At 60.6% G+C, this 18,262-nt stretch carries 19 protein-coding genes; 7 read left to right on the plus strand and 12 right to left on the minus strand.

Features of this window, described 5'->3' with window-relative positions; all coding sequences use genetic code 11:
* Positions 1 to 38 precede the first annotated feature (38 nt).
* The gene (locus MRS74_RS12295; RefSeq protein WP_254580584.1) at positions 39 to 920 is read right to left on the minus strand and encodes a MurR/RpiR family transcriptional regulator; all 882 of its coding nucleotides are present in this window, start codon (positions 918 to 920) and stop codon (positions 39 to 41) included.
* Positions 921 to 1,126: 206 nt separating this feature from the next.
* On the opposite strand from MRS74_RS12295, the gene MRS74_RS12300 reads away from it, so the two are divergent.
* Positions 1,127 to 2,203 carry a TRAP transporter substrate-binding protein gene (locus MRS74_RS12300; RefSeq protein WP_254580585.1) on the plus strand — a complete coding sequence of 359 codons (1,077 nt, stop codon included), beginning with the start codon at positions 1,127 to 1,129 and terminating at the stop codon, positions 2,201 to 2,203.
* Between the two features lie 70 nt (positions 2,204 to 2,273).
* Here the strand turns inward: MRS74_RS12300 and MRS74_RS12305 are convergent, their stop codons facing one another.
* Positions 2,274 to 3,653, minus strand: coding sequence for a TRAP transporter large permease (locus MRS74_RS12305; protein ID WP_254580586.1), 1,380 nt, complete (start codon positions 3,651 to 3,653; stop codon positions 2,274 to 2,276).
* Complete coding sequence (locus MRS74_RS12310; RefSeq protein WP_254580587.1) at positions 3,650 to 4,201, minus strand: TRAP transporter small permease subunit; 552 nt, start codon at positions 4,199 to 4,201, stop codon at positions 3,650 to 3,652. The genes MRS74_RS12305 and MRS74_RS12310 overlap by 4 nt, the downstream gene beginning before the upstream one ends.
* Before the next feature lie 141 nt (positions 4,202 to 4,342).
* On the opposite strand from MRS74_RS12310, the gene MRS74_RS12315 reads away from it, so the two are divergent.
* Genes MRS74_RS12315 through MRS74_RS12325 form a run of 3 tightly spaced genes read left to right on the plus strand, consistent with a single transcriptional unit; the run spans position 4,343 to position 5,701 of the window.
* On the plus strand, positions 4,343 to 4,948 hold the full coding sequence (locus MRS74_RS12315) for a YjaG family protein (protein ID WP_254580588.1): 606 nt from the start codon (positions 4,343 to 4,345) through the stop codon (positions 4,946 to 4,948).
* Positions 4,948 to 5,208, plus strand: coding sequence for a hypothetical protein (locus MRS74_RS12320; RefSeq protein WP_254580589.1), 261 nt, complete (start codon positions 4,948 to 4,950; stop codon positions 5,206 to 5,208). Before MRS74_RS12315 ends, MRS74_RS12320 begins: the two co-directional genes overlap by 1 nt.
* A gap of 34 nt (positions 5,209 to 5,242) precedes the next feature.
* Positions 5,243 to 5,701 carry a hypothetical protein gene (locus MRS74_RS12325; protein ID WP_254580590.1) on the plus strand — a complete coding sequence of 153 codons (459 nt, stop codon included), beginning with the start codon at positions 5,243 to 5,245 and terminating at the stop codon, positions 5,699 to 5,701.
* A gap of 24 nt (positions 5,702 to 5,725) precedes the next feature.
* Here MRS74_RS12325 and MRS74_RS12330 read toward each other — a convergent pair whose 3' ends face one another.
* Complete coding sequence (locus MRS74_RS12330) at positions 5,726 to 6,664, minus strand: NADP-dependent oxidoreductase (protein WP_254580591.1); 939 nt, start codon at positions 6,662 to 6,664, stop codon at positions 5,726 to 5,728.
* A gap of 156 nt (positions 6,665 to 6,820) precedes the next feature.
* Between MRS74_RS12330 and MRS74_RS12335 the strand changes: the two genes are divergently transcribed.
* Together MRS74_RS12335 and cysZ are read left to right on the plus strand one after the other, a co-directional pair.
* A complete protein-coding gene (locus tag MRS74_RS12335; protein ID WP_254580592.1) occupies positions 6,821 to 7,048 on the plus strand; it encodes a hypothetical protein in 228 nt (75 codons plus the stop codon).
* 125 nt (positions 7,049 to 7,173) lie between these two features.
* A complete protein-coding gene (cysZ, locus tag MRS74_RS12340) occupies positions 7,174 to 7,947 on the plus strand; it encodes a sulfate transporter CysZ (protein ID WP_254580593.1) in 774 nt (257 codons plus the stop codon).
* A gap of 11 nt (positions 7,948 to 7,958) precedes the next feature.
* Here the strand turns inward: cysZ and phoR are convergent, their stop codons facing one another.
* The 4 genes from phoR to MRS74_RS12360 all read right to left on the minus strand — a co-directional run bounded on the left by phoR (position 7,959) and on the right by MRS74_RS12360 (position 11,594).
* A complete protein-coding gene (gene phoR / locus MRS74_RS12345; protein WP_254580594.1) occupies positions 7,959 to 9,281 on the minus strand; it encodes a phosphate regulon sensor histidine kinase PhoR in 1,323 nt (440 codons plus the stop codon).
* A gap of 33 nt (positions 9,282 to 9,314) precedes the next feature.
* Positions 9,315 to 10,010: a phosphate regulon transcriptional regulator PhoB gene (gene phoB / locus MRS74_RS12350; protein ID WP_254580595.1), complete on the minus strand. Its 696-nt coding sequence runs from the start codon at positions 10,008 to 10,010 to the stop codon at positions 9,315 to 9,317.
* A 121-nt stretch (positions 10,011 to 10,131) separates the two neighbouring features.
* Complete coding sequence (gene ubiA, locus MRS74_RS12355) at positions 10,132 to 11,025, minus strand: 4-hydroxybenzoate octaprenyltransferase (RefSeq protein WP_254580596.1); 894 nt, start codon at positions 11,023 to 11,025, stop codon at positions 10,132 to 10,134.
* Between the two features lie 5 nt (positions 11,026 to 11,030).
* Positions 11,031 to 11,594, minus strand: a complete 564-nt coding sequence (locus MRS74_RS12360) for a chorismate--pyruvate lyase family protein (RefSeq protein WP_254580597.1) — start codon at positions 11,592 to 11,594, stop codon at positions 11,031 to 11,033.
* A gap of 105 nt (positions 11,595 to 11,699) precedes the next feature.
* On the opposite strand from MRS74_RS12360, the gene MRS74_RS12365 reads away from it, so the two are divergent.
* Positions 11,700 to 12,275 carry a DUF1415 domain-containing protein gene (locus tag MRS74_RS12365; RefSeq protein WP_254580598.1) on the plus strand — a complete coding sequence of 192 codons (576 nt, stop codon included), beginning with the start codon at positions 11,700 to 11,702 and terminating at the stop codon, positions 12,273 to 12,275.
* Positions 12,276 to 12,372: 97 nt separating this feature from the next.
* Here MRS74_RS12365 and phoU read toward each other — a convergent pair whose 3' ends face one another.
* The 4 genes from phoU to MRS74_RS12385 all read right to left on the minus strand — a co-directional run bounded on the left by phoU (position 12,373) and on the right by MRS74_RS12385 (position 18,097).
* A complete protein-coding gene (gene phoU, locus MRS74_RS12370; RefSeq protein ID WP_254580599.1) occupies positions 12,373 to 13,125 on the minus strand; it encodes a phosphate signaling complex protein PhoU in 753 nt (250 codons plus the stop codon).
* Between the two features lie 111 nt (positions 13,126 to 13,236).
* Positions 13,237 to 14,070 (minus strand): phosphate ABC transporter ATP-binding protein PstB, encoded by an 834-nt coding sequence (pstB, locus tag MRS74_RS12375; RefSeq protein WP_306421997.1) that lies wholly within the window; start codon positions 14,068 to 14,070, stop codon positions 13,237 to 13,239.
* Positions 14,071 to 14,108: 38 nt separating this feature from the next.
* Positions 14,109 to 15,797 carry a phosphate ABC transporter permease PstA gene (gene pstA, locus MRS74_RS12380; protein WP_254580600.1) on the minus strand — a complete coding sequence of 563 codons (1,689 nt, stop codon included), beginning with the start codon at positions 15,795 to 15,797 and terminating at the stop codon, positions 14,109 to 14,111.
* Positions 15,798 to 15,820: 23 nt separating this feature from the next.
* A complete protein-coding gene (locus MRS74_RS12385) occupies positions 15,821 to 18,097 on the minus strand; it encodes an ABC transporter permease subunit (RefSeq protein WP_254580601.1) in 2,277 nt (758 codons plus the stop codon).
* Between the last annotated feature and the right edge of the window lie 165 nt (positions 18,098 to 18,262).

Here is an 18,262-nt window from a genome sequence, read left to right on the forward strand (position 1 = left end):
CTGCAGACAGAGTAATGGGCCGCTGTTACAGGCTGATGTCAGTCTTCGGCGGCGGCGGCGGAGGGGCGTTTGTCGTTCACTCGCAGGCTGCGAAGGCTGCGCTTGATGGTCTTGAGGTGGTCGAGCAGGGCCGGGCCCAGCTTCATGGCGACACCCACCGCCAGTACATCAATCACGACCAGATGCATGACGCGGGATGACATCAGTGCGCTGAGATCCTTGTCTTCTTCCAGGTCGGTATGGATCGCAATCGTGGCCAGGTCGGCGAGGGGGGTGTTGCCCGGGCACAGGGTAATGACGGTGGCGCCGGTCTCGCGCACCAGACGCACGCTGTGCAGCAGATCCTTGGTACGGCCGGTCTGGGATACGGCCATGACAACATCGCCTTCCCTCAGGGTGACGGCGGATATGGTCTGCATGTGGGGGTCGGAATAGGCGGCCGCCAGAATCTTCAGACGGTGCAGCTTGTGCTGTGCATCCATGCACACCGGTGCCGAGGCACCAAAACCGTAGATCTCAACGCGTGGCGCCTTGACCAGTGCATCGATGGCGCTTTCGAGAGTTTCCGAGTCCAGATCCTCGCGGATATTGATCAGGTTGCCGATCATGGAGTCGAAAATCTTCTGTTTGAACTCGTGCACAGTGTCGGTCGAGTTCAGCGCAAACTGCTCAAAGCTGGGGTTGCTGGCCAGGCCCTGTGCCAGCGTCAGCTTGAAGTCCTGAAAGCCATCGTAGTTGAGCGCACGGCAAAAACGCACCACTGTCGGTTCACTGACACTGGCCTCGGCCGCGAGGTCGACAATGCGCATATGAATGACATCGCTGGGTTTTGCCAGGACGTAGTCAGCCACCTTCTGCTCGGACTTGCGCAGCTTGGGGCGTGCCTCTGCGATCATTTTCAGCAGGTTGAGGGGGTGCAAGGCTTTTCTCTTTTTCGAACAACTACTTGGCAAGGCGGCAATTATAGCAATGAATGTGACAGCGATCCTATTTAACTGCGCTTGCCGGTCATATCAAATGCGCCATGCCGGCGCAGAAAAGCGCGTTGCAGCTTCTGCAGGTGCGTGCTACCTTTTTGAATTGCAAATAAAAATTCTGAATAATGCAAAACAGCGGGGAAGGTTCTGTGAAACGTCGTCAATTCCTACAAGGAGCGGGTGCGGCTACTCTGGCAGCAGGCACTCTGGTATCAGGGGTCGCGCAGGCGGCACCGGAACACAAGTGGAAAATGGTCACCACCTGGCCGAAGAATTTCCCGGGACTGGGTACAGGTGCAAACTATCTGGCCGAGCTGATCGGCAAGCTCAGTAATGGCCGCATCGAGGTTAAGGTGTACGGTGCCGGTGAACTGGTCGGTGCACTGGAGGTCTTTGACGCCGTATCCCGCGGCACGGCGCAGCTCGGCCATGGCGCATCCTACTACTGGAAAGGCAAAAGTAGCGCGGCGCAGTTCTTTGCGGCGGTGCCTTTCGGTCTGACCGCACAGGAAATGAACTCCTGGCTGTACCATGGCGGCGGCATGGAGCTGTGGGAAGAAGTCTACGCACCCTTTGGTCTGGTGCCGGGCGCAGCGGGTAACACGGGCGTGCAGATGGGCGGCTGGTTCAACAAGGAAATCAACAGTGTTGCCGATCTGGCAGGCCTGAAAATGCGTATTCCGGGCCTGGGTGGCGAAGTGCTGAAACGTGCCGGAGGCACGCCGGTATTGTTGCCCGGTGGCGAGATCTTCCCGTCGCTGCAATCCGGTGCCATTGATGCCACCGAGTGGGTTGGCCCCTACAACGACATGGCCTTCGGTCTGCACAAGGCGGCCAAGTTCTACTACTACCCGGGCTGGCATGAGCCGGGCACCACGCTGGAGTGCATGATCAACAAGGAAGCGCTGGAAGCACTGCCCGAAGAACTTCAGCTCATCGTGCGCAGTGCTATCCGCATTGCCAACCAGGACATGCTGGCGGACTTCACGGCCAAGAACAACCAGGCCCTGGAGCAGCTGGTCAACGAGCAGAACGTGGATCTGCGTCGCTTCCCGGATGACGTGCTGAAGAAACTGCGCGATCTGTCCGACGAAGTGATTGCGGAAGAAGCCGCGCAGGACGAGATTACCAAAAAGGTTTTCGACTCCTTCGTCAAGTTCCGCGATCAGGCGAAGAAGTGGCATGCCGTTTCCGAGCAGGCTTACCTGAACGCACGCTCGCTCTGATAGAACGCTTAAACAAAAAAGGGGCCGGCATTAGCCGGCCCCTTTTTTGTTGCAAGCTTCTTGTTGCAGCCTACCCGTACACCACTTCCGGCAGCCAGGTGGCCAGGGCCGGCCAGTAGGCCAGCAGGCTGAGTATCACCAGCTGTATGAGGATGAAGGGAATTACGCCGCGGTATATCTGCATGGTTGAGACCGACCCCGGTGCCACGCCACGCAGGTAAAAGAGCGCGAAGCCAAAGGGCGGCGTCAGGAAGGAGGTCTGCAGGTTGATCGCGATCATGATGCCCAGCCAGACCGGGTCCAGCCCCATGGTGAGCAGTATCGGTGCCACTATGGGCACAACCACAAAGGTAATTTCGATAAAGTCGAGGAAGAACCCGAGCAGGAAGATCACCAGCATGACGATGGCCATGGCGCCGAATACGCCGCCGGGCAGGTCGGTCAGGAAGTCCCGCACCAGGTCATCACCGCCGTAACCACGGAACACCAGCGAGAAGATAGAGGCGCCCACCAGGATGATAAACACCATGGAGCTGACTTCGGTGGTGGATTTCATCACCTGCTTGAGCACGGTGTAGCTGAAGTTGCCGCGCATCATGCTGAGCAGGATGGCACCGACTGCACCGACAGAGGCGGCCTCGGTGGGGGTGGCGAAGCCGCCCAGAATGGAGCCCAGCACCAGGCCGATCAGCAGGATGGGGGGCACCAGTGCCTTCAGGACGCGGGCTGTGAGGTCATCTACGGCATCGCGCTCGGCCTGGGGAATGGCCGGTACGCTTGTGGGATCCACCACGGCCTTGAACAGCAGGTAGAGGATATAGGCTACGACCAGGATCAGGCCTGGAATCAGGGCGCCGAGGAAGAGATCACCCACGGTGACGGTTTCAGGCGAAAACATGCCCTGGTCAATCTGGGCCTGCTGGTAGGCCGATGAAATGACATCCCCCAGCAGTACCAGCACGATGGACGGAGGGATGATCTGTCCCAGGGTACCTGAGGCACAGATGATGCCGCTTGCCACCTTGGGGTCGTAGCCCCGGCGCAGCATGGTGGGCAGCGACAGCAGCCCCATGGTCACCACGGTGGCGCCGACAATACCGGTACTGGCGGCCAGCAGCATGCCCACCAGGGTAACGGAGATACCCAGGCCTGCGCGCATGGGGCCGAACATCAGCGCCATGGCATCCAGCAGTTCTTCGGCGATGCGGGATTTCTCGAGCATGACGCCCATGAACACGAACAGCGGCACCGCGATCAGCACCTCGTTGTTCATGATGCCGAACAGGCGGTTGGGGATGGCCTCCAGGAAGGAGGCGTCGAAGTGGCCGGTCCAGGTGCCAATGGCGGCAAACAGCAGGCCGGTGCCGGCGAGGGAAAAGGCAACGGAGTAACCCAGTAGCAATACGACTATGGCGCCGGCGAAAAGAAGCAGCGGAAGAAGTTCGCTCATAGACCGTGTTCCTCGTCAGTCGGCAGCAGATGTCCCTGTCCGTTCAGTATCAGCAGGCAGCGGCCAAGGTCGGCCAGTCCTTGCAGAACCATCATGCAGGGCATGACGATCAGGGTGGATTTGAGCAGGTAGCGGTAGGGGATACCCCCGGCTTCCTGCGAGCCTTCGAGCTGGCCCCAGGAGGTAGCGACGTATTCCCAGGAAACCACCAGAATGAATATGCACACCGGCATCAGCAGAAACAGGGTGCCGAACAGGTTGATCCAGGCCTTGCCGCGCTCACCCAGCGGGCGGTAGAAGATATCCACCCGCACATGGCCGTCGTGCTTGAGGGTGTAGGCGGCGCCCAGCAGGAAGACAAAGCTGTGCATGTAGATAACCGATTCCTGCACGGCGATATTGCCGACATTGAACAGGTAACGCATGACCACCACCACGAAGGTCGTCAGCACCATGAAGAGTGTCAGCCAGGAAATAATGCGGCCGCTCCATTCGCTGAAACAATCCAGCATCTGGACCAGTCGATTGATCGACGAGAATGAGGACATTTTTGTTATAACCACGATTCAATTCGAGGAGGTACTAATATAACCGCATCAGCCAGGGGCGTCATGACTTCCCGTACTGCAAATTGCTGTAAAACCCTTACAATAGGGCCTACGAAACTGCCTCGACCTGCGGAGAGATCAATGAGTGATCAATTGGATATAGAAGCACGCCTGTCAGAACTGGAGCAGGTCCGGTTGACGGCGTTTTGCGCCACCCTGTCCGAACGCATGTTTCCGAACTTTGCGCTCTTTTCCCGGCTGGTGGAATTTGGCGATGCGCAGCAGCTGCGCCAGATTCTGAATGGGGTCTGGGATCATCTGTCCAACAGCGGCGCCAAGATGAACTTCGAGGTGCAGCTGGACAAGGTCGAAAGCAATATGCCGGATCTTGATGCCTTTGACATGTACGGCGCCTCTCCGGCACTGGATTCGGTTCTGGCGCTGTTTTCCACCCTGAGCGCGATTCTGGACAACGACGCGGCTGAAGCCGTGGCGGTATCGAACCTGTCCCGTGAGTGTGTGGCGTCCTATATAGAGGTCACCGAAGGGGATGACCAGATGTCCGACGAGGAGCTGGTGCGCTTCATCAATACCCACGACATGATGTTGCAGGAAGAAGCCTTTGTGGATACTGCGCTGGAATTGCTGGAAGCCGATGGCCCCTTCAACCCGGCACTGGTGACGCAGTTGCGCGAACTGGGTCGCAATGAAGGTTTCAGTAACATCGGCATTAGTGATCAGGACTGATGCTGCGACTGGGTCTTTTACTGCTGCTGGTGCCGGCGATCGGCATGATGGTCGGTTACATGATGGAACAGTCGCTGATTGATGCCTGCCTCGATGCCGGCGGATCCTTCGACTATGCCGCCGAGGCCTGTGACCCGGTGGGCAACCATGCCTTTGTACCCTTTAGCGTGCGCAACCCGTTGCTGGTGAACGGTGGCATGTTGCTATCGACACTGGGCCTGTTCCTGTGTCTTGGCGGCCTGTACACCAGGCGCAGCTGAAGCCCTTTCTACTTTCTGAAACACCGGATTGACTATGAAATCACGCAGCAAAGTCCTTATCGGGCTTGGCCTCATTACGCTGGTGCTGGGCCTCTGGTGCTGGTTGCGCGGCCCACTGTGGCTGGAGCAGTTCAATGACCGCCAGAGCGATGCACGGGACAGCTTTCAGACCCAGGGGCGGCTGTTTGGCCAGAGCCATGATCAGCAGGCCTGCCTGACCCAGACGCTGAATGACTTCAATGGCTGCATTGGCTTTGAATGCACCCTGCAGCATGACTATTATCTCAAGGCCTGCCTTACTGAAGCGGCGCCTTCCGAGGGGTTCTGCGACGGCGTCCCTGCGTACCGGCTCACGCCCACCGAGGATGACAAGTCCTGGGCCAAGTACGCCTGCTGGGACGGCAATATTCGCGGTGAAGGCTGTCGCCTGCTGCTGCGCCAGCAACAGTATGAATGCAGTGACGGCGTTGCCGCCGATGCGCCGGCGCAGTAATGCCAGGTCTTCACTGGGTACTTGTCACACTGTCAGTACCAGCTTGCCGCGGACATGCCCACCGGCGCTTTGCTGATGGGCGCTACGGGCTTCAGCCAGGGGTATTTCAGCCGCCAGGGTCAGCTTGAGGCTGCCCTCGGCATAGCGCTTGGCCAGTTCTGCCAGCTGCGCGCCATTGGGTTCCACCCGGATGCCGCTTGCCTGCATACCGGCCGCTTCCGCGGCGCGTACCACCGCATCGCAGGTAACCGAGGGCAGGGTGACCAGGCGCCCGCCAGGTTTCAGGCACTGCAATGCATTGATGCCAACGTCGCCGCCCATGCCGTCAATCACCAGATCGATACCCTGCAGCGCCTGCCCCAGATCCTGCGTCTGGTAATCAATCACAGCATCACAGCCCAGGCTTCGCAGGTAGTCATGGTTGGCCGCCGAGGCGGAACCTGTCACCTGGGCGCCGGCTGCCTTGGCCAGCTGCACCGCCAGATGTCCCACACCGCCCGCGGCGGCCAGTACCAGCACCTGCTGGCCGGCACTGAGCTGCCCCTTGTCGAACAGCGCCTGCCAGGCGGTGAGACCTGCAAGGCCGAGCCCCGCGCCTTCACTGAATGACATCTGCACGGGCTTGTGGGCGATCTGGCTTGCCGGCGCCGCCAGGTGTTCGGCATAGCAGCCGGCCGCTTCCGGAAAACGGATCAAGCCGAAGACCTCATCGCCGGGCTTGAAGCCTTCCACCGCCGCTCCGACCAGTTCCACCACCCCGGAAAACTCCCAACCCGGTACGAAGGGCAGTTTGCCGATAAAAGAGGCGGCCCCGCCGCCGCTGCAGGTTTTCCAGTCAATAGGGTTGATGCCGGCCGCCTTGTTGCGCACCAGTACTTCGTTGTCGAGAATGGTGGGGGTCGGTACTTCCTCATAGCTGAGGGCGTCGGGACCGCCAAAGGCGTGAATGCGGATCGCTTTCATGAAAGTCTCCTGCTGGACTGAGCGGCTGCGGCGAAAGTGGTAGTCGGAACTGCAGCTCTTGAGGATTGAATTTGTTAGGCTTGGACCCACTGGAGGTGGTCCGAGGCCGGTCTGCCATGCCCATCTAACAAGTCACTGCGTTCGGGTAGCAAGAGTATGGTGTATTTAGGAATTTTGGAACAACTGCTGTTCTGGGGCGGAGTTATACTGTTTCTGGTATCGCTGGGACTCTACGGTCTGCGCACCCGGGATTACCGCTCACTGCTGATGTTCTGGCAGCCGACCATTGCCTTTAATGCTAATGAGAACCGTATCAACCGCATCGCCCTGCTGATGATGATCCTGGCGGTGGTACTGAAGGGCTATCTGTTTTATATCAGCTAATAATCTCGTAAGTGCCGGCCTAGCAGCCTGTCGGATTTTGCGCAGTAGATTAGCGTTAAGTCCCGACAGGCTGCCAAGCTCAGTGCTACGGGCCGCCATCCAAGTGCAATCATGCAAGGTCTGTCATGAAAGGAAACCCCGCAAAGGGCGCCGGCTATCTGCTGCGTGGCCTGAAAATGCTGCCCCACCCCTCGATCCGCAATTTCGTACTGATTCCATTGCTGGTGAATGTGCTGCTGTTCAGCGGTGCCATCTGGCTGCTGACAAGCCAGTTTGATGGCTGGGTCGATTACCTGCTGACACAGCTGCTGCCGGACTGGGAATGGCTGTCGTTCCTGCGCTATCTGCTGTGGCCGCTGCTGGCGCTGGTGGTGCTGGTGCTGGTTTACTACAGCTTTACCCTGGTGGCCAATCTGATTGCCGCCCCCTTTAACGGTCTGCTGGCGGAAAAGGTCGAAAACAACCTGCGCGGTGTGCGCACCGCGGATGAGGGCTGGCGGGGCGTGCTGGCACTGGTGCCGCGTACCCTGGCGCGGGAAGTCTCCAAGATCATCTATTATCTGCCGCGGGTGCTGTTGCTGCTGGTGCTGACCTTTGTGCCGGTGGTCGGTCTGATATCGCCGCTGCTGTGGTTCCTGTTCGGGGCCTGGATGATGTCAATCCAGTACTGCGACTACCCCATGGACAACAACAAGGTCAGCTTTGGGCAGATGAAACTGCTGCTCAAAGAGAAACGTCTGACATCGATCGGCTTTGGGGGCCTGGTGCAGCTGGGCATGATGGTGCCGTTGTTGAACCTGCTCCTGATGCCGGCGGCGGTGGTGGGTGCCACCCTGTACTGGGTGGAGGAGCATGCGCCTGTGGTGGAGGGCGGGTCGTCTGGGCTGCAGTTGCGATAGCCCGTAGTGCGTTAGCCCGTCTGGCTACCGGCCCGCTCAGCACTGCTGACCAGCATCTCGGGCGGGAAGTGGCAGCTGAAGGTGCTGCCCTTGCCGGGCCGGCTGTCGATACTGAGATGGGCGCCGTGGCGCACCAGCACATGCTTGACGATGGCGAGCCCAAGGCCGGTGCCACCGCTGGAAGATGAGCGGCTTTCATCGACGCGGTAAAAGCGTTCGGTCAGGCGCGGAATATGGATGGAGTCGATACCGATGCCGTCGTCCGTGACCGAGAAGTGCCCACCGCTGGCGTCTGTCCACCAGCGCAGCACTATAGTGCCCCGGGCCGGTGTGTAGCGCACGGCATTGAATACCAGATTCGAGAAGGCGCTGTGCAGCTCCAGCTCCTGGCCGGCAAGGTCGAAGCGGCTGTCCAGCTGCAGACTGATGGCCTGGTCTTTTTCCTGGGTTTGCGTCAGCACCAGCGCATCCTGATGAATCTGCTCCAGCATGGGCCTGAGCTGTATCTGGTGCTCATCGGCGATATGGTTGCTGGACTCCAGCCGTGACAGCAGCAGCAGGTCATTGACCAGGCTCTCCATGCGCTTTGCCTGGGCCTGCATCTGCCCCATGGCGCGGGCCAGCGGGCGCGGCAGATCCTGATCCATAAAGGTTTCGACGTAGCCGCGAATGACCGTCAGAGGTGTGCGCAGCTCGTGGGAGGCGTTGGCGACAAAGTCCTGGCGGGTCTGTTCCAGACGCACCAGCCGGGTGATGTCCCGGGCCACCAGCAGTCGGTCGCCTTCACCGAAGCTGGTGATCTGGTACTGCAGGTGCAGGTCGTTGTTGACGGGGCTCGGCAGCTCCAGTGGCTCGGCATACTGTCCCTTGCGGAAATAGCGGATAAAGCGCGGATCACGCAGCAGGTTGATCACCGGCTTGCCGCGATCCGAAGACGCCTTCAGGCCCAGCAGCTTGTCTGCCGAACGGTTCCACCACTCCAGGTTATTGTTGCGATCGACAATGACGATGCCGTCCTGCAGGGCGGCGGAGGACTGATGGAAACGCCGGATGACGGCCTGCAGGCTTTGCTCGCGGCCGCGGTCGGTCTTTTGCGTGCGTGCCAGCTCGTCCAGCAGCTCACCCCAGTAACCGGTGGCCTCGGGTGGCGCTGTGCCATCGTTGCGCTGAAGCCAGGCCTGCAGTTTCTGGAACTGGCGGATCTGGTAGCTACCCCAGCCCAGCAGGCCGGCAATGGCACCCCAGGCAGGGAGGCCAAACAGCAGACCGGCACTGGCTCCGGCCAGTGCGCTCAGGCACAGGCTGACGAACATTGCGTGCTGCGTGTTCTGCATAGTCGTCTGTGCCCCAGGTTGTCAGATGGCGAATTATGCCACCTGGGACGAGAAACGGTAACCGGTGCCGCGAACGGTTTGCACCAGGTAGTCGTGACGTTCTCCCAGTGCCTTTCTCAGGCGCCGGATATGCACATCGACGGTACGTTCTTCTACATAGACATTGCCGCCCCAGACCATGTCCAGCAGCTGACTGCGGGAATAGGCGCGATCCTGGTGCGTCATGAAGAACTGCAGCAGGCGGAACTCGGTGGGCCCCAGTTCAATGGGCTTGTCGTCGGCGGTGACGCGGTGCGAGATGGGGTCCAGCATCAGGCCATCTACGCTGACCGGTTCCTCGACGCCCTTGGGCGTGGTGCGGCGCAAGACCGTTTTCAGCCGTGCCACCAGCTCGCGTGGCGAGAAGGGCTTGGTGATATAGTCATCCACTCCGGCCTCAAGCCCCTTCACCTTGCTGTCCTCTTCGCCCTTGGCGGTCAGCATGATGATGGGAATTTCTGCGGTGAGTGCATCCTTGCGCAACCTGCGGGCAAATTCGATGCCGGTCATGCCGGGCATCATCCAATCCAGCAACACCAGATCCGGTGGGCTGTCCACGACCAGTTCGTGGGCATCGCGGGCGTTATCAGCTTCCAGGCACTCGTAGCCGGCCATTTCCAGCGCCACCGCGATCATTTCACGAATCGGCGCTTCATCGTCGACAATCAGTACACGTTTTGCTGCAGACATGGGTCCTGCCTCTGTACGTAGCAATTAAGACGACATCATTACAAACGTAAATTATGACAGAGATGTGACGAAGGCCGTAATCAGCGCTAATCCATTGGTTTTTCTGGCTAAAAAGTGCCGATCAGGCGCCTGTGCCCAGTCCGTAGTCCGCTGCCAGGCCGATAAAGATCACCAGGCCCACATAGTGGTTGTTGAGAAAGGCACTAAAGCAGGCATCGCGCATCCGCTCGCGGGCGAGCCAGGCCTGGTAGACGAAAAGGCCGGCTGCTGCGACAAGGCCGCCGTAGTACCAGACGCCGAGGTCGAGGTTTTGCCCCACCAGTACCAGGCACAGCAGTGACAGCCCCTGTAGCAGGCCAATAATCAGCCGGTCCGCATCGCCGAACAGAATGGCGGTGGATTTGACGCCAATCTGGAGGTCGTCGTCACGGTCCACCATGGCGTAGTAAGTGTCGTAGGCCACGGTCCACAATAGATTGGCCAGGAACAGCAGCCAGGCGTTGGGAATCAGTTCGGCCTCCAGCGCGGTAAAGGCCATGGGGATGGCCCAGGAAAAGGCGGCGCCCAGTACCACCTGGGGCAGATGGGTGTAGCGCTTCATAAAGGGGTAGCAAAACGCCAGCAGCAGGCCGCCCAGGGACATCAGCACCGTGGTGTAGTTGGTATAGAGCACCAGTATGAAGGCCAGTATCATCAGCACGGCGAACAGGTACAGGGCCTCGCGGCTGCTGACGCGGCCGGAGGGCAGCGGCCGGCCGGCGGTACGCTTGACATGGCCGTCGACCTTGCGGTCGGCGAAGTCATTGATGACACAGCCGCCGGCGCGGGTCAGCACCACACCGGCGCTGAATATCAGCAGGATGTCGAGCGGCGGTACGCCGTCCGCCGCGATCCACAGCGCCCAGAAGCTGGGCCACAGCAGCAGGTAGATGCCGATCGGCTTGTTGACTCTGGACAGCTGGATATAGGCGTCCAGGCGCTCGGACAGATGGTGGCTAGCGGGTGGCTGGTGCATGGGCGTTATCCGTTGTGACTCCGATAGCGGGGATAGTCGACGTGCCGGAGCGCGGGCAGGAACACCTCGCACACCAGCAAGGGCTTGTTGGCCAGCCGGAACACCGACCGGCGGGCCCAGAGCGGGTCGCTGCCGTGCAGGCGCAGCTGGCCGATCTGTAGTGGCTCGCGCAGCATCGACGGGTCGCTGAACAGCAGTGTGCCCAGGGAGCGGCTGCCCACGCCCCTGAGCTGACGCTGGGGCCCCGACAGGGTATCGATGGGAAACACCGAGCGGGCATAGACCCAGGGCTCACCCTGGCCCAGTAGCTGCACCTCGCGAATCAGCGCCAGGCGCCGGGGCTGCATGCCCAGGGCGCGGGCTTCGGAGCGGGTTGGGCGGGCGTAGCCCAGACGCACAAGCCGGACACTGAACTGGCCGTGACTGGCCCGTGTCAGCCGCTTAGTCAGGCTGCCGCGATCCTGCAACCAGTTGCGCCATGGCTGCGGTGCGGCCAGCCGGGACGGTCGCCTGAAGGCCCGCCAGCGGGTGGAAAAGTGGTTGCGAGTCAGGGCTTGAGCGGGTGTCACGGCAGGATCCGGGGCTGGAAAGGGGCCTATCTTAGCACTCAGGTTGCTGGGCTCAAGCGGGCGGGGGCATACATCTTTGCGGTCAGGCTGTGGTAGCATCGCGCGATGAACGAAAAGACGACAAAATTGAGTGCCGATCAGGTACGTGCGCTGACCGAGCGCTGGGTTGAGGTCATGGTGGTGGGGGAGAATCTGTGCCCCTTTGCCGCTGCTGTCCTCAAGCGTGAGCAGCTGCGCTTCGCCGTTTCACAGGCAGGCAGCGCCGAGGCCGTGACCCGCGATTTCCTGCAGGAACTGGCCCTGATCCAGCAGGCGCCGGAAGATGAGATCGCCACCACGCTGCTGATCCTGCCCGCAGCCCTGGGTGACTTCTACGACTATCTGGATGTGCTGGCGCAGTGCGAGACGCTGATCGCCGAAGCCGGGCTGGAGGGGGTGTTTCAGCTGGCCAGCTTCCATCCGCGCTATCGCTTTGGTGGCGTGCCGCCGGACGATATCAGCCACTGGACCAACCGCTCACCCTATCCGATGTTTCACCTGCTGCGTGAAGGCCAGATGAGCCGCGTGCTGGCACACTATCCCGACCCGGATGCCATTCCCGAACGCAATATTGCGCACCTGCGGGCCCTGGGCCGCGACGGGCTTATCCGGCTCTTCCCGCCTTTCGCCGACTACTGCTGATACCTGCCAGACAACGGCCTAGCGACAATGGCCGCGGAGCTTTAGGCTGCCGCGGCCATTGCAGGTGTGCCCGTTGCATGCGGCGTGGCAACGCGACTCAGGCGTCGTCGTCGTCGTCCGGGGTATCGGTTTCTTCACGCACGGTGCGGCGCATTTCCTGCAAGCTCTGGTGGCGCACGTCTGTGCCGCTGACCAGATAGACCAGATGCTCAGCCAGGTTGCAGACGTGATCGCCGATACGCTCGAGCGAGCGCAGCACCCAGATCACATTCAGCACGCTGCTGATGGAGCGCGGATCTTCCATCATGTAGGTGGCCAGCGAGCGCATGGCGGAACGGTATTCCTGGTCCACGGCCTTGTCCTGCTTGGCAACCTGGTAGGCCAGGTTGATATCGCTGCGGGCAAAGGCGGTGAGGACATCGCGCACCATGACGCGTACCAGGCTGCCGATATGGCGAATCTCCTGGTAGCCGCGGGGAGACTCGCCGCCCTTGACCAGCTCAATGGCCTGACGCGAGATGCGGGTCGCCTCGTCGCCGATGCGCTCCAGATCCACCACCGCCCGCGAGATCGCCATGATCATGCGCAGGTCGCTGGCGGCGGGCTGACGGCGGGCTATGATGCGCGTGCAGTGCTCGTCGATCATCAGTTCCATGTCGTTGGTCTGCTTGTCGCCGCGCAGTGCGCGTTCGGCCAGATCGCTGTCGCCGTTCAGCAGGGCTTCGATGCTGTCCTGCACCTGGCGCTCCACCAGCCCGCCCATGGTCAGCAGTTCGGTACGGATCTGCTCCAGATCTTCGTTGAACTGCTGGGAAATGTGAGTGCTGTAGCCGTCTTTTTCATATTCCACGGTGTCGTTCTCCGTAGCGGTTATTCGGGGTATCGCGTCTTGGCAGGCAAGCAGCCTTTCGGACTTTTCCGCAGTAGATCAGTGGTAAGCCCGACAGGCTGCAAGGCTGCATCAGCCGTAGCGGCCGGTGATGTAGTCTTCGGTCTGCTTCTGCACCGGTTTGGTAAAGAGGGTGTCCGTGACGCCAAACTCGATCAGGTCGCCCATGTACATGAAGGCCGTGTAGTCGGACACACGGGCCGCCTGCTGCATGTTGTGGGTAACGATGGCGATGGTGAAGTCCTTTTTCAGCGCATGGATCAGTTCCTCGATCTTCAGGGTAGAGATCGGGTCCAGTGCCGATGCCGGCTCGTCGAGCAGCAGGACTTCGGGCTTCACGGCGATGGTGCGGGCGATGACCAGACGCTGCTGCTGACCACCGGACATGCCCAAAGCGCTTTCGTGCAAACGATCCTTGACCTCGTCCCAGAGGGCGGCGGAGCGCAGCGCCCATTCGACGGTGTCATCAATCAGGCGCTTCTTCTTCAGGCCCTGAATGCGCAGGCCGTAAGCCACGTTTTCGTAGATGGACTTGGGGAAGGGGTTGGGCTTCTGGAATACCATGCCAACGCGACGGCGCAGCTCGGCGACATCCACGCCACGGCCGTAGATGTTGTTGTCGTCCAGCAGTATCTCGCCGTCGATCTGGCAGCCGTCCACCAGGTCGTTCATGCGGTTGAAGCAGCGCAGCAGTGTCGATTTGCCGCAGCCTGACGGGCCTATAAAGGCGGTAACCCGGTTCTTCGGAATCTGCATGTTGATGCCGTGCAGCGCTTCCTTGTCGCCGTAGCGCAGGCGCAGGTCATTTACCCTGAGGGTGATTTCCTCATCGTCCATGTTCAGTACACGGGGGTCGCGCCTGAGCGAGGAAATGTCGATCGCATGGGTTTTCATATTGCTAGTCATGTCTCAAACCTTTGTTAAGTCAGCACGTCAGGCCAGCGTTACATTTCAAGCGCTTTGTATTTCTCGCGCAGATGGTTGCGAATCGCGATGGCCGAGAGGTTCAGCAGGGCGATTACAACCACCAGCAGCAGCGCTGTGGCATAAACCAGCGGACGGGCCGCTTCCACGTTCGGGCTCTGGAAACCCACATCATAGATGTGGAAGCCCAGGTGCATGAATTTCTGATCCAGATGCAGGTACGGGTAGTTCATGTCCAGCGGCAGGCTGGGCGCCAGCTTGACGACACCGACCAGCATCAGCGGCGCCACTTCACCGGCGGCGCGGGCAATGGCCAGGATAACACCGGTCATGATGGCGGGGCTTGCCATGGGCAGCACCACCTTCCACAGCGTTTCGGCCTTGGTGGCGCCCAGTGCCAGCGAGCCTTCACGCACGGCGCGGGGGATACGGCTCAGACCTTCCTCGGTGGCGACGATGACCACCGGTACCGTCAGCAGCGCCAGGGTCAGTGAGGCCCACATCAGGCCGCCGGTGCCAAAGGTTGGCGACGGCTTGGCTTCAGGGAAGAAGAGGTCATCGATGCTGCCCCCCAGGAAGTAGACGAAAAAGCCCAGGCCGAACACACCGTAGACGATGGAGGGTACACCGGCCAGGTTGTTGACGGCGATGCGCAGCACGCGGGTGGTGAAGCCCTGGCGGGCATACTCGCGCAGGTAAACCGCTGCGATAACGCCGAACGGTGTCACCATCACGGACATCAGCAGTACCATCATCACGGTACCGTAGATGGCCGGGAAGATGCCGCCCTCGGTGTTGGCTTCACGGGGATCATCGGCGATGAATTCCCAGATCTTGGCCAGGTAGTGCATGATCTTGTTGCCGATGTTCATGCTGTTGGGCAGGAAGGCGCGCACAACCTTGGACAGCTGTACTTCGACGCTGCGACCGTCGGCCACTTCGGCCACGAAGCTGTCGCGATTCAGCGCATTGCTCAGCTCCAGCAGCTGCACCTGCAGGACGTCGTACTCGGCATTGAGCTCGCTGCGGCGGTCTTCGATGTCGGCATAGGGCTGCGGATCGGTGACGTTTTTCAGCTCCAGCGAACGCTGCTTCAGGCGCAGGCGCTCCAGTTCATAGTTGATGGAACCTATAGCGCCTTGCTGGATATCCTCAATCTGGGCATGCAGATCCTGGGCACGGTTGATGCGACGCTGAAAGTCCTGCCAGAGCGCATCATATTCCGGGCCCGGGGCGTAGCCGTCATGCTGGGCGACCAGCTCGCCGTCCTGTTTGAGGGCCTGCAGGTAACCGTAGAGGTTGCCCCATTCGCGTCGCTCGGCGACAAACATCATCGCCGGATAACTGCGGTCGGTCACGCTGTCGTCCAGCGCCCAGACAAAGTCGGCGCCGGTGATATCGCGGTTACCGACCTTGAACAGGTCGCGTTGCATGTGGTCGACGCCGGCAGGCACATCGACGCCGGAACCGCGCAGCTGGGCGGCGGGAACAAGCTCGGACTCCACCAGCTCGCCCACCAGAACGGAGCGTTGTCCGTTCTGTTCGTAGCTGGCGCTGAGCACGTCGGCGGGCCAGAAGTGACCCAGGCCGCGCACGGCGATCAGCGACAGCAGGCCCAGTACCATGATGATACAGATGGCCACGGCGCCGGCATTGAGCCAGACCCAGGGGGAGCCGGAACGGGTCCAGTCGGAAACGGAAATTCTCATCACATTAATCCTCAGTCACCCGGTTACAGAGAGCCATATTTCTGGCGCAGATGCTGGCGAATGCTCTCGGCCAGGGTGTTCACCACAAAGGTGAACATGAACAGTACGAAGGCGGCCAGGAACAGGATGCGGAAATGGGTGCTGCCGACTTCCGACTCTGGCATTTCCACCGCGATATTGGCGGCCAGGGTACGCATGCCCTCAAAGATGTTCACATCCATGATCGGGGTGTTGCCGGTGGCCATGAGTACGATCATGGTTTCACCCACCGCACGGCCCATGCCGATCATCACCGCCGAGAAGATACCAGGGCTGGCAGTCGGCATGACTACGCGCACCAGCGTCTGCCAGGGCGTTGCACCCAGTGCCAGCGAGCCGTAGCTCAGGCTCTTGGGCACCGCGAAGATGGCGTCCTCGGTGATCGAGAAGATGGTCGGGATCACGGCAAAGCCCATGGCGATCCCCACCACCAGAGCGTTGCGCTGGTCGTAGCTGATGCCCATGGTCTGGCTGACCCACAGGCGCAGGTCGCCGCCAAACAGCAGGTTTTCAAGCGGGCCTGCGAGGGCAAAGCTGAGCCAGGTTGCCAGCATCACCACCGGAATAAGCAGGGCTGCATCCCAGCCATCGGGCAGCATGAAGCGGATGCGATTGGGCAGTTGCGCCCAGCCAAAGGCGAAGGCCAGGATCGATGCCGGGATCACCAGCAGAATCAGGAAGACCGCGGCCAGATTGAGCTCTATAAAAGGCGCTAGCCAAAGACCGGCCAGAAAGCCCAGAATGACCGTTGGCAGCGCTTCCATCAGCTCGATCACGGGTTTTACCTTGCGGCGCAGTCCCGGTGCCATGAAGTAGGCGGTGTAGATGGCACCGCAGATGGCCAGCGGAGTTGCCAGCAGCATGGCGTAGAAGGCGGCCTTGAGGGTACCGAACGCCAGTGGCATCAGGCTGTACTTGGGCTCGAAGTCGTTGTTGGCGGCGGAAGACTGCCATACGTAGGCCGGTTCCTCATAGCCCTCATACCAGACCTTGTCCCAGAGCGCGCTCCAGGAAATGTCAGGGTGCTCGTTGTGGATGGCCCAGAAGCTCAGGGTGTCGTTGCGTTCCAGCAGCATGGCGTTGGAGCGCGGTGCATAGGCGATCTGGTCGGCGGGGCCGTCGAGCAGCTTTTCGCTCAGCACAGTACGCTGCGCGGTGGTATTGAACAGTTTCAGGGTGCCTTCGCTGTCCAGGGTGGCAAAGCCCTTGCGGCGATGTTCGGTGGTGAAGCTCGACAGGGTGCCGCCATCGGTGTCAAAGCTGCGAATGGGGGTCAGCTGCCAGCTGCCCTGCTCATCACGCACCAGGAACCACTGGGAAACGCGGCCCTTGCTGTCGGCCAGCATCAGCGAGTTGCCGCCCAGCAGCAGTTCAAACGCCTCTATGTCGCCGTTGGTGGCGTTGATGATCTGGGTGATGCTGGCGTCATTCGGAGCCTGCAGATCGGACACTGCGAGCTTGCCGCCCTGGGCGGCGATCAGCAGCCAGCGACGGTCCGGCATCAGCAACAGTTTGGTCGCCTTGACGTTGGGTTGCGCCAGGCCTGTGGTCTCGATGCTGGTTTCCACTTCACCACTGAGGAAATTCTCGCTCAGCTCGACATCGGTGCGGGTCAGGCTGCTGGCGTTGCCGCCGATCAGGCGCCAGTTGTCGCCATCACCATTAACCGTCAGCAATTCCAGCGGGCTGTCACCCAGGGGAATGGGGTCGGTGCCCAGCGGGTAGGACAGCTCCGGCGACAGTACGCGCACGCCATCGGGGTAGGAGGCCTTGTAATCGTGGCGCACTACCAGGGCCTTGCCGTTGCTCAGACCCAGCGCAAACAGGCGGCGGGCGTCGGAGATCAGCGCAAAGCTACTGATGGATACGCCTGCGGGGAGGTTCAGCGACTGCTGCCTGACGATATCGCCGCTGCGGGTGTCGAAGAAGATCGCTTCTGCCGCATCGGTCAGACGCAGGCCGATTTCTGCCTGCTCTTCCATGGCCAGATACAGTGTCTTGCCCTGGCCCGGCAGCGCGTAGGGGCTGACGACCTGGCCGTTCTGCTGCCAGGGCTCGACGGTGGCGGAACGAAACAGGGGCATTACTTCATACAGCAGATAGAAAAAAATCAGCAGAATAGCGACGATAACGCTGATGCCGCCGATGCCGATCCCCACGGTCGCAGCCTTGTCCTTGAACGCACGCATCTTGCGCTTGCGCCTGGCGGAGGGCGTATTGAAGTCGAGCTCGGGTACGCTAACTGTGGCTTCGTTGCTCATGACACTCGGTTCCCGGAAGTCCTGAATATACGGCGGCTACAATAATGCAGTTATATGACGCTTTTGTTACAAGCCGCGAACAATAAAATGCAGGGATGCTGTTGCCAGCACCCCTGCATTTCGTAACACTTTACATCTCTCCGGCAACGGCTTCGAACCGGCGGG

It is taken from the genome of Marinobacterium sedimentorum (assembly GCF_024267675.1).
Lineage (GTDB): Bacteria > Pseudomonadota > Gammaproteobacteria > Pseudomonadales > Balneatricaceae > Marinobacterium_A > Marinobacterium_A sedimentorum.

What these genes read in the sequence shown, in the direction of transcription:
- MRS74_RS12305 (WP_254580586.1), bottom strand. Translation starts at nt 3,653, where the DNA reads ATGAGCGAACTTCTTCCGCTGCTTCTTTTCGCCGGCGCCATAGTCGTA.
- MRS74_RS12310 (WP_254580587.1), bottom strand. Translation starts at nt 4,201, where the DNA reads ATGTCCTCATTCTCGTCGATCAATCGACTGGTCCAGATGCTGGATTGT.
- MRS74_RS12315 (WP_254580588.1), top strand. Translation starts at nt 4,343, where the DNA reads ATGAGTGATCAATTGGATATAGAAGCACGCCTGTCAGAACTGGAGCAG.
- MRS74_RS12320 (WP_254580589.1), top strand. Translation starts at nt 4,948, where the DNA reads ATGCTGCGACTGGGTCTTTTACTGCTGCTGGTGCCGGCGATCGGCATG.
- MRS74_RS12325 (WP_254580590.1), top strand. Translation starts at nt 5,243, where the DNA reads ATGAAATCACGCAGCAAAGTCCTTATCGGGCTTGGCCTCATTACGCTG.
- MRS74_RS12330 (WP_254580591.1), bottom strand. Translation starts at nt 6,664, where the DNA reads ATGAAAGCGATCCGCATTCACGCCTTTGGCGGTCCCGACGCCCTCAGC.
- MRS74_RS12335 (WP_254580592.1), top strand. Translation starts at nt 6,821, where the DNA reads ATGGTGTATTTAGGAATTTTGGAACAACTGCTGTTCTGGGGCGGAGTT.
- cysZ (WP_254580593.1), top strand. Translation starts at nt 7,174, where the DNA reads ATGAAAGGAAACCCCGCAAAGGGCGCCGGCTATCTGCTGCGTGGCCTG.
- phoR (WP_254580594.1), bottom strand. Translation starts at nt 9,281, where the DNA reads ATGCAGAACACGCAGCACGCAATGTTCGTCAGCCTGTGCCTGAGCGCA.
- phoB (WP_254580595.1), bottom strand. Translation starts at nt 10,010, where the DNA reads ATGTCTGCAGCAAAACGTGTACTGATTGTCGACGATGAAGCGCCGATT.
- ubiA (WP_254580596.1), bottom strand. Translation starts at nt 11,025, where the DNA reads ATGCACCAGCCACCCGCTAGCCACCATCTGTCCGAGCGCCTGGACGCC.
- MRS74_RS12365 (WP_254580598.1), top strand. Translation starts at nt 11,700, where the DNA reads ATGAACGAAAAGACGACAAAATTGAGTGCCGATCAGGTACGTGCGCTG.
- pstB (WP_306421997.1), bottom strand. Translation starts at nt 14,070, where the DNA reads ATGACTAGCAATATGAAAACCCATGCGATCGACATTTCCTCGCTCAGG.
- pstA (WP_254580600.1), bottom strand. Translation starts at nt 15,797, where the DNA reads ATGAGAATTTCCGTTTCCGACTGGACCCGTTCCGGCTCCCCCTGGGTC.
- MRS74_RS12385 (WP_254580601.1), bottom strand. Translation starts at nt 18,097, where the DNA reads ATGAGCAACGAAGCCACAGTTAGCGTACCCGAGCTCGACTTCAATACG.